The organism is Bacillota bacterium, assembly GCA_023511455.1.
Lineage (GTDB): Bacteria > Armatimonadota > HRBIN16 > HRBIN16 > HRBIN16 > HRBIN16.
Map to the genome: position 1 here is coordinate 1 of JAIMBJ010000055.1, position 15,186 is coordinate 15,186.

The 15,186-nt window shown below is 58.3% G+C and carries 13 protein-coding genes; 2 read left to right on the forward strand and 11 right to left on the reverse strand.

Annotated elements, in window-relative coordinates:
* From K6U75_16660 to K6U75_16695, 8 genes are all read right to left on the reverse strand, one after another.
* Positions 1-413: hypothetical protein (locus K6U75_16660; protein ID MCL6476664.1), on the reverse strand; the 413-nt coding region annotated here is incomplete at its 3' end.
* Positions 346-888, reverse strand: a complete 543-nt coding sequence (locus K6U75_16665; protein ID MCL6476665.1) for a sigma-70 family RNA polymerase sigma factor — start codon at positions 886-888, stop codon at positions 346-348. The genes K6U75_16660 and K6U75_16665, both read right to left, overlap by 68 nt.
* Positions 889-925: 37 nt before the next feature.
* Complete coding sequence (locus K6U75_16670; protein MCL6476666.1) at positions 926-1,825, reverse strand: hypothetical protein; 900 nt, start codon at positions 1,823-1,825, stop codon at positions 926-928.
* A 775-nt stretch (positions 1,826-2,600) separates the two neighbouring features.
* Positions 2,601-3,020 carry a hypothetical protein gene (locus K6U75_16675; protein MCL6476667.1) on the reverse strand — a complete coding sequence of 140 codons (420 nt, stop codon included), beginning with the start codon at positions 3,018-3,020 and terminating at the stop codon, positions 2,601-2,603.
* Positions 2,953-3,495, reverse strand: a complete 543-nt coding sequence (locus tag K6U75_16680) for a sigma-70 family RNA polymerase sigma factor (GenBank protein ID MCL6476668.1) — start codon at positions 3,493-3,495, stop codon at positions 2,953-2,955. The genes K6U75_16675 and K6U75_16680 overlap by 68 nt, the downstream gene beginning before the upstream one ends.
* Positions 3,496-3,531: 36 nt before the next feature.
* The gene (locus K6U75_16685) at positions 3,532-4,515 is read right to left on the reverse strand and encodes a hypothetical protein (GenBank protein MCL6476669.1); all 984 of its coding nucleotides are present in this window, start codon (positions 4,513-4,515) and stop codon (positions 3,532-3,534) included.
* 1 nt (position 4,516) lies between these two features.
* Positions 4,517-4,945, reverse strand: coding sequence for a hypothetical protein (locus K6U75_16690; protein ID MCL6476670.1), 429 nt, complete (start codon positions 4,943-4,945; stop codon positions 4,517-4,519).
* An 87-nt stretch (positions 4,946-5,032) separates the two neighbouring features.
* The gene (locus K6U75_16695) at positions 5,033-6,208 is read right to left on the reverse strand and encodes a GNAT family N-acetyltransferase (protein ID MCL6476671.1); all 1,176 of its coding nucleotides are present in this window, start codon (positions 6,206-6,208) and stop codon (positions 5,033-5,035) included.
* Positions 6,209-6,404: 196 nt separating this feature from the next.
* Between K6U75_16695 and K6U75_16700 the strand changes: the two genes are divergently transcribed.
* Positions 6,405-11,201, forward strand: coding sequence for a hypothetical protein (locus K6U75_16700; protein MCL6476672.1), 4,797 nt, complete (start codon positions 6,405-6,407; stop codon positions 11,199-11,201).
* Positions 11,202-11,271: 70 nt separating this feature from the next.
* Here K6U75_16700 and K6U75_16705 read toward each other — a convergent pair whose 3' ends face one another.
* On the reverse strand, positions 11,272-11,718 hold the full coding sequence (locus tag K6U75_16705; protein ID MCL6476673.1) for a DUF5658 family protein: 447 nt from the start codon (positions 11,716-11,718) through the stop codon (positions 11,272-11,274).
* 450 nt (positions 11,719-12,168) lie between these two features.
* Between K6U75_16705 and K6U75_16710 the strand changes: the two genes are divergently transcribed.
* Entirely contained in the window at positions 12,169-13,911 is a 1,743-nt protein-coding gene (locus K6U75_16710; protein ID MCL6476674.1) for an ABC transporter ATP-binding protein/permease, read from the forward strand.
* Positions 13,912-13,983: 72 nt separating this feature from the next.
* Here the strand turns inward: K6U75_16710 and K6U75_16715 are convergent, their stop codons facing one another.
* Positions 13,984-14,310: an outer membrane protein assembly factor BamE gene (locus tag K6U75_16715; GenBank protein MCL6476675.1), complete on the reverse strand. Its 327-nt coding sequence runs from the start codon at positions 14,308-14,310 to the stop codon at positions 13,984-13,986.
* Positions 14,311-14,334: 24 nt separating this feature from the next.
* On the reverse strand, positions 14,335-15,186 hold an 852-nt coding region (locus K6U75_16720; GenBank protein MCL6476676.1), incomplete at its 5' end, for a hypothetical protein.

Here is a 15,186-nt window from a genome sequence, read left to right on the forward strand (position 1 = left end):
GTGTTTCCTTCTTTCGCCACACTGAACCGCAACAGCACATCCTCGTCCCACACCCGTTGCCCACGACGCAGGCGCAAACGAACCAGCCGACCGTAACTGCCTGCACCCATACCCGACGTGTCCACTGCAATACCCAAACGCTTCCAGCCCAAAACGCCTATCCCACTGCGCACCTCGCTCAGCACTGTGCAACCACAACTCGGCATCGCCTCTATCTCTAACGGCACACCCGACAGGTTCAACACCGTCACCCCCACCTGCACCTGCTGACCCGCCGCCAAAACCCCCAAATCGCGACGTTGCCCCAGCACCAGCACCCCAGTGCCTCCTGACCACTGCGACACGCTACCCTGTGCCAGAAGAAGTACTCCTGTCCATATCAGCACCAGAGGTATCCACCGACGAGGTCGCATCTACGTACCCCCCCCCGTAGTCGGCTAACCGCGCGCACAGCTTCTGCTTCACCCGCTGCAACCGTTTCTTCACCGCCTCTTCACCGATGCCCAGCCGCTCGCCAATCACCGCGCAGGTCTCGCCCTCCACCCAGTGCCACTGCACCAGCTGCCGCTCGGAAGCGGTTAATCCCTCAAGACATTTACCTGCGTCGACGGACAGTATCACCTGCGCCTCCCACGAAAGGCACCCGCAATCCTCGCCCAGTGCACATTCCCTCTCCGCACGCCGCATCTGCTGGCGCAGGTAGTCCACCCACACCGCATGGCAGAGATGGCTCACCAGTTGCGCGGTTATCTTCAGGTTCCTCGCCTCTGCCACCAGCAGGCGATACAGCATATCCTGCACGAGGTCGTCTACCTCCTGCGGTGCAACACGCTTGCGGAAGTACTGCTCAGCCTGCTGTCGAAACTGCTTCACATGCGGCTCCTGCACCCAGTCTCTCCTTTCCGCAGCTGCAGCACACCTCTCGTCAGGTTTTTCGTTCTCCCTGCCTCACCCGCCAGTACCAAAACGCACCGACGGCGATGAGCAGGAGAGGAACAACAAGCCACCACACAGATAAACTCGTCTGCGCTTGTGTGGGCTGATCCAGAGCATCCAGAATGATGAAAGCCGGACCGCTTTTGGTGCCAACAGCCGGCACGGCTTCCTTCTGCGGCAAGGAACCTGCCCATGAATATGTGTAGGCTGGCTGCTGTATGAACAATAAACCGGTTGCGGCAATGGTCTCTGGAGGGATATGGCGCAAATCTTTGACCGGTGTACCGGAAGGCAGGATAATATGCATATCTGCGGGACTGTCCCGAATCTGCGTGAGAACGTAAACAACGGTTGATGTCGTTGAGCCGTCGCCCGTCTGACACACTATCCGGGCTGGCATCCACCAACCATCATACCGCTTCCATTCCTGAACCCGGTATTCTGTCCGATAGGCTTGCTCCTGCGCCCGAAAGTAAACTGGGGCATACTGCCTTGTTCCGTCCAGGGCGATTTCTGCGTGCAAGGTATGAACTCCGGACAACCGGTATACCGCCAACGCTCCCATTGTTCCAGCCGGGACCCACGCTGCGCTGCGCCACTTAAACACCCTGAACGGCGAGAATGTGCGGAGGGGGTCTGTGCCGGCAAGAAATGCAGGGTGCATTCCTGGAGCAAATGCATCACCAAAAGCCTGGTCAATATCCCAATAGAGCGCGTCTCCGGGAACAGGCAGCACGAGCGCGCTCGGCGGTGAGTAAACGTTGGGTGTGTTCGCTGGGGCAATGACAGCAAATTCTCTTCCCAACCAGTATCCGAATCGCCCATTGAGCCAGGGGTGACTGCAGAGATCTTGAACGCTTTCAACATAGGTCAACCCCGGCTGGCGCATAATGGTGAGTCGTCCGTGAACCCATGTTCGGGATGCTATCTGTATACCTCCGGACATCGCCCGCGTTTCCAGCATTGCGCGCTCCTGTTTACTGATTTGTAACGAGTTGTCGGCTGTAGCCTGCCATACAAATGTCTTGCGGGCACACCAAGCATCGCGTTGCTGGCACAGCTGCTTTACCGGGTCGGCAGCGCCCGTCCGAGTGAGGAACAAGAGCAATCCGGCTAACAGAGCCCAGTGTCTACCCATTGTAGCATGCCCCCTTTGTCTAACGACAACGGAAGGTGGTCACATTAACAGTGCCCCAATACGTCCAGCTTCTTCGGTCGCACGTGTTACAATCGTATCCGTTATTGGACGCGCACGGATATCGCCTCAACGGTGCCGGTACTACTACCTGATCCTGAACACAGGTTTCACCAACTGCAGCCACACACGCCGAACAGGTGAAGGGACCTATTATCCAGCACCCACCGTTGCAATCCGGCAGGTGACCACTACAGCTAAACAAATACCAGGCCTCGCACTCGGTTGATTGCACACACCGAGCGTCGTCCGTCACGATGGTTCGGGCACTGGGAGCTGGTGTTGAAGCCGCAGGTCGGATACAAATTTCATCGCTGAGCTGCTGTGCCGGAGATATTCCTACCAAGTTCAGGCTGCACCACACCGCCAGTGCTACCAGAAACGCGAACACATGCTGTCGCATCGTCACACACCTCCCTTAAAGGTTACTCATTGACTCTATCGAACCAACATCCCAGAAGGGGACACATCATTTCGTGTTTCCTTCTTTCGCCACACTGAACCGCAACAGCACATCCTCGTCCCACACCCGTTGCCCACGACGCAGGCGCAACCAAACCAGCCGACCGTAACTGCCTGCACGCACACCCGACGTGTCCACCGCGATGCTCAACCGCTTCCAACCCAAAACGCCTGTCCCGCTGCGCACTTCGCTCAGCAGGGTGCAACCGCAACCCGGCAACGCCTCTATCTCTAACGGCACACCCGACAGGTTCAACACCGTCACCCCGACCTGCACCCGCTGCCCTGCTTTGAGAACCCCCAAATCCCGGCGCTGCCCCAGCACCAGCACCCCAGTGCCTCCTGACCACTGCGATACGCTACCCTGTACCAGAAGAAGTATTCCCACCCATATCAGCACCAGAGGTATCCACCGACGAGGTCGCATCTACGTACCCCCCCCCGTAGTCGGCTAACAGCGCGCGCAGCTTCTGCTTCACCCGTTGCAACCGTTTCTTCACCGCCTCTTCACCGATGCCCAGCCGCCCGCCAATCACGGCGCAGGTCTCGCCCTCCACCCAGTGCCACTGCACCAGCTGCCGCTCGGAAGCGGTCAACCTGCCCAGACACTGGCTTAAATCGATGGACACTATCACTTGCGCCTCCCAAGAGAGGCAACGGTCCCCTTCTTCCAGTGCGCCTTCCCTCTCCGCGCGTCGCATCTGCTGGCGTAGATAATCCACCCACACCGCATGGCAGAGATGGCTCACCAGTTCAGGGGTCAACTTTAGTCCCTTCGCCTCTGCCACCAGCAGGCGATACAACGTATCCTGCACGAGGTCGTCTACCTCCTGGGGAGCGCAGCGTTTGCGAAAGTACTCCTCTGCCTGCTGTCGAAACTGCTTCACATTCGGCTCCTGCACCCAGTCTCTCCTTTCCGCAGTGCAGCACACCTCTCGTCAGGTTTTTCGTTCTCCCTGCCTCACCCGCCAGTACCAAAACGCGCCTGTGGTGATAAGTAAGAAAGGTAATATGAGGTTGCTCGCCCCTTGCTCATTAGTTTTAGACCGAGCAGGCGAGGCGTTCTCTCCCTTTTGTTGCTTGCGCAGGCGAGATAGCTCCTCCGGAGAAGGCAGCTGCCCTTCGAATTCATAAGTTACCACCTCGTGCTCGGTTATCCCCAAACGCCAATCGCTGACTGGCATAGGAATGGAAAACCATTTTGGAGAGGTGCCTGTATATTGCCGAGCAGAGGCGAGACGAACACGCATGACCCCCTTCCCCCTGCGAGTAAAATCAAAATCTACCAGCGCTGGAAGCCAAGTGCCTTGATGTGCAACCCATTCCAAAACCTTCGCACTCTCCAGCACTTGGTCAGGTGTGTTGAAGTACAAATGGGCCTCCGCAGGCGCATAGTCGCGTGTCGGGTCAAGCAATAGCACCAAAGTCGCTTGCACTGGCAGGCTGAGAACCGGACGAGGGAAGTGTTCACCTAGTTGCCCGGATATTCGCACGTATTGACCTGCGGTTTCCACCTTCACGTCCTTCGCATTGCTGCCGTAATAGCGGAGAAGGTTGACCCCCCACACCATAGGCAGGAGTTTAGAACCATGTACCCAGGTCAGGTTTTGCACGATATTCGGCCCCCCCGACGAAAACCGCCAAATGTAGGCAAACGGTTGTTCTGAGAGCAGTACCGCTTCCTGCTCCGGCGTATCCGCCTGAGGACCAATCCTGAGCCAGTACGCCTTGTCAAATGGTGTTACGGTAATCGTCCGTCTTCTGCTGCCTTCCGACACTTCCCAATCCGTCCACAACGCTTGTAGAGCCGCTTCGCGTGCAAGCAATCGCTTTTGTATCTCTTTCAGTGTTTCTGACTGCTGTGCAACAACGTGGCTCAAAGCGAATACAAGCACTGCAGCCAATGCGAAACCCTTCCACATTTTAGGAATCACCTCCTGAGCCGCCATCTGCCTGTCGGCAGTCGGGCACAATTCTGGTTTCGCCCGTCTGTTCCCCGAGTTGCCATTCATCCGTGCAGAAGCACATACCTTGGTAGTACACGCATCCGCTACCGTATATATAGTAAACCGGGCTATACAAATTCGTGAACTCCACGCATATCGTGTTCGGTGGGGCGGGAGCATTGATACACTGCCCCTGCAACACCCCGCGCCCGCGGCAGTTGCCACCGCAGCTGGGAGGAAGACATCGCTTCTCAGCATTCCCCTCAGGGACAAACACATGCTCACACCTCAGAGAAACCCCTCCGGTCTGAGCGCGTGCCTCTCGTACCGCAACGGTAGCGTTTACAAGGCTAATTGCCATCCACACCACCAGCGCCACCAGAAACGCGAACACGTGTTCTCGCATCGTCACACACCTCCCTGAAATGTTGTTCATTGATTCTATCGAACCAACACCTCAAAAGGGGACGTGTTTTGCGTCTTTCTTGCCCATTTAGTACCTGTCTGGCAGATACATGTGCTGAAAACGCATCGGGAACAGCACCCGTAGCAGCTGATTGACATTATCTGGCTGTGGTGTGGGCAGGCGGGCGCAAAGGTCCTCCGCAGGTGCCAATCCGCACACGAGCCTTGCCAGCGTGCCCTGCGGCAGGTCTATCACCGCGTGCGGCTCGCCGGCCTCATCGGTCACGCGCACCTCGCCCGGCGCAATCCGCAACGTCGCCGCTCCCAGCTCGGTGCGGAGGGTTAGCCATATCCGCCCCGTCCAGTTCGCGGGCTGAACCAGTCGCGACCACTCAGGTTCCATCGAACGCGCCAGCCGTTGTACATCCAGAACCCGCACCATCGACCCTCCGTTTGCCTGATGCACCTGCTCGAAGCGCGCATCCTGATACCGAGCCGCACGTGCCACCACGCTATCCGGCGGTACTGCCAGCAAAGCCTCCCGCTTGTCCTCCTCCTGCGCCCGGCGACGGCACAGTACCAGCAGAGTGTCTGCCGCAGCGGGACACTCCGCAAGCACCTCCCCGAAAACCAGACTGCTGTCGTATTCGCGCTCCAGAATGTCCCGCACCGACCAGCACCATCGTGCCCGCCACGCGTAGCCCTTGACTGCACCCTGCGGGTCAACCGCCACCCAGCACTCGTCATTGGGGTAGCTACCCGGCACCTTCAGCAGCTGCTGCCATACGCGCCCATCGGGCGAGCGCACTGCTGTGCCGGTTGCCTGCGCGGTTTGGTGCTCGTAAATCCTTTGTACGGTGGGCAGGTCTTGCGGGGTGAATTCGCGATAACTCCACCCCACCGGCAGGGGAATGTCCTTTTGCAGGTTCCAGAGAAAGACCAGATATTCCGGTCCCGCCGTGACGTAGCCAAAGCGATGGTAGAAATCAGGAATGCCGTACAGCATGGTGATGCAGGCGTCACCCTGTGACATGTGTTCCACCGCCGCCTGCATCACCCGTCGCGCATAGCCCTTCATGCGGTGTTCCGGTTTGGTCGCCACTCCGCCGATACCGTCCATGCGCAGCACTGCAGCGCCGACGCGGATGTAGAAGGGGATAATCCAGCACTCACTGGCTTGTTCACCATTCATTGACAATACCACCCGTTTGGCGCCCCGCTCTTCCGAAACGATTTCTATCTGCTCTGCAGCCGCCTGTCCCATCCTATCCCTCCTCTCTTTGTTAGTAGTATCATAGCAAACTGGACAAAAACCGTCCAGTGCTATTCGTTTTGCTTCTCAGTGGAGAACACCTGCGTCTGGTAGGATTCCGCATCCTTGTGAGAGAAGTCAGCACTGTACGCTGTCACCAGCCGCTTCGCCAAGCGCTTCGCAAGGTTGCGTTGAGGAGGTAGATTCCATGCAGAGAGTTGCTGTTAGCATCGGTTTTGCGATGATACTGTTGCTGTTAACTACCATCGCACCACGTGCGCAGATGCCGATATCCAGTGGCGCGTTGCGTTGTATCCCCCTGCAGGAGGGCAACCGCACCATCGGCTTTCGTTTGCAGGAAGGCGAGCGGATGCTGGCGGACGTGCTGTTCCATGCACACGGCGCGTTGTATGCCACCCGCGTGTTGACTCGCGAGAACCAGCTGCTCTTCTCCGGCTTCCGTACCGACGGCTCCTGGGAAATCGGTGACGATGCGGTGGTCAGCGTATCTTTCACACAGGGCAATCCGTATCCACAGGTCGCGTTCCGCATCCCTGTCAAACGCTTCTCGGCGGTTGTGTGGGAAGCCACGCACGGCAAACAGCCTCTTCACCTGTTCGCCTGCTCGATGCCCGGCGCGCCCATCTTCCACCAGCGCGGCTGGGTGATCCCCACACCGATCATTGACGATCACGTGATGCACGGCGCGTTCGGCACATCCAGCGCCACGATTGTCTCTGCCTGGTCGCCCGACTGGATGTACGCCCCCGCCATTGGCGCATATCCGATGCCCGTTGTGGGCTTGTGGAAGCCGGATGAAGGCAAATACATCGCCTATGAGTTCTTCGATGCCCGCCTCAGCGACCACAGCGAGCGCAATCTGGGCAGCACTTACTGCTGGCAGTCGACGCAGGCGAAGCAGTTCTTCTGCCTCACCCTGCCCTATGGCAAGCCCTATAATCAGCTTCGCTACCCGCAAGACGGTGACCTGTTCGCCTCCCGCTTTCGTATTCTATACCATACCTCCCTATGGTATGAGGACGACCCTAACCGTTTTGTGAACGAGTATATGTGGAGCACGTACCGCCAGCGACTTACCTCTGCCCCCACCATGAACGACCTGCTATGGCTGCCAAGAGATTACCGGCTGGAACGCTTCCCCACGCCAGCGCTCGGTCGGCTGCTGTACCGCACTCAAAACGACCCCTTCTCGCTGGACGGCAATCTGGAGAGCTATGGGGTGAACTGGGATAGCCCTATTGACTACGTGTACGCGCAGAAGAACCAGCAAGCGATTGCAGGGCTGCGGGAAGACCTCGCGCAACTGGCGAAACTGGCTCAACGCTTTACGGTGAACGGTGAAGAATGCGTGGCATGGCGCAAACCGCTGGAAGGCGACTGGCGACCGCAGTTCGGCAAAAACGTGCCCACCCTGCATAACGTGAACAACTGGCTCATCGCACTTGCCTTTCTGGATGCCTATCGCAACGAGCGTCTCGCGGAGTGGCTACCCATCATCGATGGCGTGGTGCGGTGGAGCAAGTATATCCTGTATACCCGCAACTGCTATCCTGACGTACCCGCTGCGATGTTTGCCTGGGACGCCGCGCCCATCGCCAGCTTCCTGCTGAAGTATCATTTCACCTTCCGCGACGACCCGCAGCGCCAGCCGCTGGCAAACCTTGCCTTGAAGCTTGCGCACAGCCTCGTCTACCGCTGTCTGCCCATCTTCGCTTCGGACAACAACCCGGAAGACGATATCGACGCCTCCTTTTTCATGGAGCCCAATTCAGGGCTGCCCTGGCTGGGCGCCGCCTGCGCCAATGAAATCTGGGAAACGGCGGTCGGCGTGCTCTTGACTTACGTGCATACCGGAGACCCCGTGCTGGGGCATTACCTGCGCGGCATGATCGAGCGGTTTCCTCTCCTCTTCCGCGACGAGATGTACCCTTCGGTCGCCGACTACGGCAACGCCTTTGCCGAACGCTATGGGCTCTACGACGGCGCCGAGCAGCCGCCCGGCACACGCAGCACCTATGGCGGTTTGTGGGGCGGTCTCGAAAAGCTCATCTACCCCATTGCCGGCACGCAGGTTCGGGTGGTGTGCGGTGAGAAAGCGGCGATGGCTTTCAACATTCAGGGCACACACACCGACATCGCCGAGTATCGCCCTGCGAAAAACGGCAACTTCGTTCTGCGCCTCAAGGGCAAGCCTCCCACGGCTGATGCCGATGGGCGATACGACGTGGTGCTGACCTTTCCTCTCATCAGCTTGCGCGACAAAAAGGTCTTCATCAACGGCGCAGAGGCCGCAGTAGAACGGTTCGCCGGACGCGACGACACTCTGCTGGTACGCGGCGTCAGGGAGGGAGACCAGATTCAGGTCGGCGAGGTTTCTGACCAGAATCCTGCGGTAAACTTAAACATTATCAAGCCGCGCGTGGCACAGGAAAACGTGCAGACGCCCGGCTTCGAGCCGATTGCGCTGCTCGATCAGGCAGATGTGGTCCTCAACCTGAACTGGGATGACAACCGCAGTATGGCGGGCTTTTTCGGTGGCACGCGCACGCTGTGGGGCGTGCCCTTTGAGCTGCTGGAGCCTGCTCTCAACGCGGGCAAAGCCGCTGTCCGGCAGCCGGTGCGTCTCGCCCACAAAGCCACCATGCTCTTCGCCCTCATCTCCGGCGAGCCGCAATCGCAGCTCCGGCTAACCTATGCCGACGGAACCTCCGAAACGGTGTCTCTGGAGAGCGGCGTTCCAGCGATCCAGGGCTGGCCCCCCGTGTTGCAGTGGCGACTGTGGATGGTGGCGCAGCCTCTCAAGGGGGAGCTGCGGATGGTTACCCCACAAAACGGTTCCCTGTTTGCGCTCACCCTCAGCAACCTTCCCGAAGAGCAGCTGCGCCCCACGCTGGCGTCGTTGCAGCAGCAACGCGAACAATACCGCCAGCAACAGCAGATACTCAGGCGGTGGCAACAGGTCGTGGACAAACTGAAGCCGCTGGGTAGCGTCGCTGTACTACCTGCTCCGGGCGCGTCGCCACAGGGTCATCCTTTGTATCGGGCGATCAATCGCACCGGCGCGCTGGACCTGTTGCGTCCGCTCTCCATTTTTGAGCTCGTGACACCCAGTGTCTTCAACCCGGCACGCTTCCCGCTAGCCCTCTACCTGGCTGGCGAGATGTACTATCAGACCGTGCGCGAACCGCAGGACGGCGATCGTGCAATGCTCAACTACCTGCGGAACGGTGGCACCCTGCTGGTCTCGCCCACCCAGCCCTTCCCGTTTTACTATAACGAACGGGGCACGCCGGTGGTTTTTGCTCCCAAAATCGGGATGCCCATCAGCGGCAGCGGCGCGGAAGGGCGCGAGGACATGATACAGGGCAAGGAGGTACGCGGCTGGGAGCAACCGCCGCAGGGTGTCTCTTTGCGCTTCGTGCGCAATCCGAAACAGCAGATTGTAACCAGCCTGCCGGAAGAGATTCCCTTTCCCACCGACGGCGACCTGCGCTGGCGACCGATGGTCAACATCTGGAACGAACAGGAAGCACAGTATACGCCTGTTCTTACCCTCAAGGACAGCACGGGCAAAGAGTATGGCGAGGGCATCGCGCTGGTGGAGTTCAAAGGCGGTGAATTTCGCGGAGCCAGAATCCTCTACATCTGGCATCGCCTGATAGCCGACCCCGAATGGGCGGTCAACATCCTTTCTGATGTGCTGAGCTACCTTGCCACCATTACGCCACCCCCTCCAAAGCAGATGGTGGTCCCGCTGGCATCTGCCCCTCCGATTATCGACGGTAAGCTGGACGATGCGGCGTGGCAGAACGCGGCACAGGTGGAACTCCAATGGCGATTCAACCCTGCCAACGCCCCTGCGCTTATCGCGCTTACGCCCACTGTACGCACCACTGCTCGATTGCTGTGGGATAAACAGTTTCTCTATGTGGGGTTCGAGTGTGAAGACCCGGACATATGGTCCGTGTACACGCAGCGGGATGCTTACGTTTGGGAAGGTGAGGCGGTGGAGGCGTATCTGGACCCGTCGGGCAAGGGGCAGAACTACAAAGAGATAGACCTGAACCCGCTGGGTGCATTGATCGACCTGAACACCCCCGAGGCAAAAGACGGCAATCCGGGCGACGTGGAGCAAAACGCCCGGTGGAATGCAAGGGGGCTACGCTGGGCAACATCCATCAATGGTACAGTGAACGACCGCAACGACCGCGATACCGGATGGACAGCGGAACTGGCAATACCGCTGACGGAGGTGCTTACTGAAGACGAACAGGTATACGTGGGAGACGCATGGCGTGCGCAGTTCTACCGCATCGAACGCCCGAAAGACAGCACCGACGCCACCGCGGAGTTTCAGGCGTGGTCCCCGACGGATACCTTTCACCGCCCGGAACGTTTCGGGGTCATCCTGTTCGGCGGTTCCCCCAAAAGGGTGGACTTCTCCCTTTATCGCCCCGGCAGCGATGGCTCACCCACTTTTTCGGTAAGCTCCGGTATATGGAAGACACGGGACGGGGTGTACGAGGGCAGGAACTGTATCGAGGATGGCTGGCTACCACGCGGAGCGCGCACAGGTGATAGTACGTGGAAAGACTACACGGTGAAGATACGCTATCGCCTCATCTCGCGAGGTTCTGACTGGCGCGACGGCTTCTGGGTGGGATTTCGCCACGGCGAACAGGCATGTTATGCTTTGCTATTGACCGGTCGAGACGCCCAGCTGCACAGGGTGCCCATCGGCAGAACATACGATGGCGACCGCCAAAATCTGATTGCAGCCCCCTTCACACCCGATTTGGAATGGCACGACCTGCTCATTCGGGTACGCGGGAGTAATATCGAGATACGGCAGGACGGCAAGCCGCTCATCCAGTACGTGGATGAAAACCCTCTGGCTGCGGGGGGAGTCGTGCTCTGTGCGCGGAAATGGTCGGGAAGTACGGGAGATACGGTGGTAGAGATTTCGCAGTTCGAGGTGGAATAAGCGCGCACCGCCTCCGTGTTCGCGGAGGCGGTGCTATACATTGTGCTCTTTATCAGCCTCTGTCATCGAGCTAACGCCACATCCCCTCTGCGTCCACCAGGCGCGAACCCTTCGGCGCGAACGCTGGCGGCGCGGCGCCATTCATACGATACATGTATTCCGGACCGTAGAAACTCCACACCGCCGGAGGAACCGGTTGAGGTGGCGCAGGGCGCAGGATGTTCTCCTTTGCCACGACCACCAAGTAAAGTCCGATATATGCAAAGATGGCAAACCTCGCTATCCGTCTTACGAAATCAGGATTGTGACGGCGTGCCCACTCGATAATCGCGATGGGCAGCAGGAACATCGTACACTTCGCCAGAATGAAGGGCAAGACGCCTTTCTGCAGGTAGAAATCCATCAGGGGATTGCCTTCCCTGGCTCCGTGATAGTGCACAAATATTAACGTCGAGACCAGATCCGCCACGCAAATGGCAGCGATGATCCAGCTCTCACGCGATATGTACCTCTTCAAGGTCGTTCCTCCCTTGCGCAAAATGCGGTAATGCCTTAGCGGTTCATCAGGATTATTCCCGAAAACTACCGGATAATTCACATAGCAAAAGTGGGACTCGCTTGCGGCATCTTGACGCAGGGAAGGAAGCATCTTTCATGAGTATTATACCACTTCCCTGCCCTTGCCACCACCCTGTCCGACTATCATTTTCGGATAACAAATACCGTATCTACAGGGAAGAAGCGGGTTCCTGAACGAATTGTATCGAGCGCGGAATAGTGGTACAATAAGGTAACTCTCCTTCAGGGAGAGGGGTCGTAAACCGATGACAGAAACCGTCGCAAGAGTGCAAACGGGAAACTGTGTGCTTTCGGCTTGGCTGTCGAAGAGTGGGGAGGTACAGCAAAATTCGCTCTCCCGCTCGCAGCCGCAGAGGAGTTGTGACAATCTCGCTGACCTCATTCCGCCATGAAGAATCTCATCCGATTTCTACAAGAGCTGCGTCCTTACCGGCGCACCATGATTCTGGCAGCGGTGCTGACCTTCCTCAGCGCGGGGCTGGGATTGCCCATGCCCCTTATCATCCAGTACATCACCGACCACCTGATTAAGCGGGAACCCTTCCCGCTGTGGGGTGTTTTCTTTGCCATCGTGGGTATTTCCGCCGCATCCGGACTGGTCGGCTACGCGCTTGCCGTCACGATTACCTATCTTGGGCAGCGATTTATGTATGATATTCGCCGAAAGTTATACGGCCATATGCAGTCGCTGTCCATCGGCTTTTTCGAGAAACACCAGACGGGCAAGCTGATGTCCAACGTCATCAACGATGTTGCCACGATTAACCAGCTGCTCACGGGCGGCTTCATTACGATGATTTCGGATGTGGTAACACTCGTCGCCGTACTGGGTATTGCCTTCTACAAGAGCTGGCTTCTGACGCTGATTGCCCTGTCGGTGTTCCCCATCTATATCCTGAACTACCTCGCCTTCGTCAACAAATTGAAAGAGGGCAGCCGCCAGATCCGTCACGAGCGTGATGTCATGCTCGGTGACCTGCAGGAGAAGCTGGCTGGGGTGGCGGTGGTCAAGTCCTACGCAAAGGAACGCTACGAGGTGCGGCAGTTTCTCGGACAAACGCGCGAGCTGCTCGTGCTGAATGTGCGGCAGGGGGTCATCGGCACGCTGCTGTGGGTGATTGCGGAGGTCATCGGCGCGCTGGGCACGGCGTTGATGCTGTGGTATGGCGGACGGCTGGTGATTTCGGGGCAGATGTCCCCCGGCTCACTCATCGCCTTCATCTCTTACATTGGCGGCTACATGTATGGTCCCATCCTGCGCCTGATTCAGATGAACGATATGATCGCCCGCACCAACGCCGCGCTGGAGCGCATTTTCTACACGCTGGACACCAAACCCGCCATCGTGGACAAACCCGATGCTATCGAGATGCCCCCCATCACCGGGAAGGTGGAGTTCGACAACGTGTGGTTTGAATACGAGCCGGGGCAGCCCGTGCTGAAGGGTATTCAACTCACCGTAGAGCCCGGTGAGATGGTGGCACTGGTCGGGCAGTCAGGTTCGGGCAAGACCACGATGGTAAACCTGCTGCAGCGCAACTATGACGTGACCGCTGGCGCCATCCGCATCGACGGCATCGACATCCGCGAGGTGCAGCTGAAGAGCCTGCGACGCCAAATCGGCGTGGTCATTCAGGAGACCATCCTGTTTAACACCACCATCATGGAGAACATCCGCTACGGACGGCTCGACGCCACCGACGAGGAGGTCTATGAAGCCGCCCGCGCCGCCAACATCCATCACGTCATCGAAGCATTGCCCAACGGCTACGAGACCCGCATCGGCGAAGAGGGCGTGAAACTATCCGGGGGCGAGAAACAGCGGGTCGCCATCGCCCGCGCTATCCTGAGTAACCCGCGCATCCTGATTCTGGACGAAGCCACCAGCGCACTCGACTCCGAAACCGAGGCGCTCATTCAGGAAGCGTTAGAGAGACTGATGCAGGGACGCACCAGCTTCGTCATCGCGCACCGGCTCTCCACCATCGTGAAGGCGAACAAGATTGTGGTGATGGAGAGGGGCGAAATCAAAGAGGTGGGCACGCACGAACAGCTGCTCGCCTATGGAGGAATCTACGCGAACCTGTATCAGCAGCAGTTCCGGGTCGCTCTGGAAGCGCAGGCGGTGTGAGGCATCGCCCTATGGCAGTTGTCCAAATCAGGTGTACACCACGTCAAAGTACTTCACTCTTCCCGCATCGTCTCAATAGACAATGATACGGATCGAATGAAACACCTCATATACCCACACGGGTCTATCCGCTCGAACGCGCGGCTTCGGATACCACCCGTTATAAGCATCGTCGAACCTTTCCGGTGGATAAATCGCCTTCGGCTCCCCTAATGCAGCTAGTACTTCCGCCCGGGTCATGCCCACATGTATTCGCAAAAGGAGGTCGACCGTTGGCGACCTAATCAACAGGCATCCTACGGCGGTAACTGCCGTCATCAGCAACCAGACAGCAAGTCTTCCGGCTGCCACCAGAAGCATAGCTACAACCAGACGACGCTTCTGCACGTTCGTCTCCATCGCACGCTCCCCCATTTCCTCGCTTTAGAACCCAGGACCCACCGCCGGCGTAACAAAGGGTCTCACACTGCTTCGCCGGTATCGGAAGGGCTCTATACAGCCAGTGTAGCACGACTGCCAGAACAGGTATCCGATGCCAATACCCAGCACACAGGTCTGGGTATCCCAATTCACGAACGAACCCCATCCCTCACCTTGGCTCAATTCCCAAAGCACCTGCAGCCAATACGCCAAATTCGGACCAAGCCCCAAGGTGCAGCGTACAATGCGGCAGCATATGTAACAATGACGCACTGCGCCGACATCTGTCACGATAGTGTTGCCCAAGCAATTGTCGCGCATGGCATCCCTATATGCCCGGTGGATGCATAAAACAGGACCAATGGAGATGCCTATGCCAATTCCTGGTTTAACCACCTGCGGGAACGCAAAACCTGAAGAGAAAACCGCAGTTCGCGGTAGAGCCGCCAAACCACCCGAAATCACAAAGCCCTCCGCCGATAGTCTCGTAGTCCTCCACCTCCACGGCGTCTGCGCACTGCCCTGCGGATGGCGCAACACCCCGAACACGTCATACAGGTTGTTGCTCACCACCTGCGCACTGCTGTTCGTAATCACCTGCGCCGTGCCTGACGGGTCAAAATGGTGCCATTCGTTGTTTCGGCGCACCAGCGAGATGCCCTGCAGATACAGCGCACTCACCGTCCATCTGCCACCATCCAGCGGCTTCTGCTGCTCCACCAAGTCGCCAGCACCGCACGCCACCCCGCACGGATACCGCGTCCATACCCCGTTCAGATAGTCCTTCCGCCAGCGACGACCGCCGTCAAATCCGTAGCCATACTCATACGCCAGCTGCACGTTGCCCCCGCCGTA

Coding starts and splice junctions, on each gene's coding strand:
- K6U75_16670 (MCL6476666.1), bottom strand. CDS start 1,825: ATGCGCCAGCCGGGGTTGACCTATGTTGAAAGCGTTCAAGATCTCTGC.
- K6U75_16675 (MCL6476667.1), bottom strand. CDS start 3,020: ATGCGACCTCGTCGGTGGATACCTCTGGTGCTGATATGGGTGGGAATA.
- K6U75_16685 (MCL6476669.1), bottom strand. CDS start 4,515: ATGTGGAAGGGTTTCGCATTGGCTGCAGTGCTTGTATTCGCTTTGAGC.
- K6U75_16690 (MCL6476670.1), bottom strand. CDS start 4,945: ATGCGAGAACACGTGTTCGCGTTTCTGGTGGCGCTGGTGGTGTGGATG.
- K6U75_16695 (MCL6476671.1), bottom strand. CDS start 6,208: ATGGGACAGGCGGCTGCAGAGCAGATAGAAATCGTTTCGGAAGAGCGG.
- K6U75_16700 (MCL6476672.1), top strand. CDS start 6,405: ATGCAGAGAGTTGCTGTTAGCATCGGTTTTGCGATGATACTGTTGCTG.
- K6U75_16710 (MCL6476674.1), top strand. CDS start 12,169: ATGAAGAATCTCATCCGATTTCTACAAGAGCTGCGTCCTTACCGGCGC.
- K6U75_16715 (MCL6476675.1), bottom strand. CDS start 14,310: ATGGAGACGAACGTGCAGAAGCGTCGTCTGGTTGTAGCTATGCTTCTG.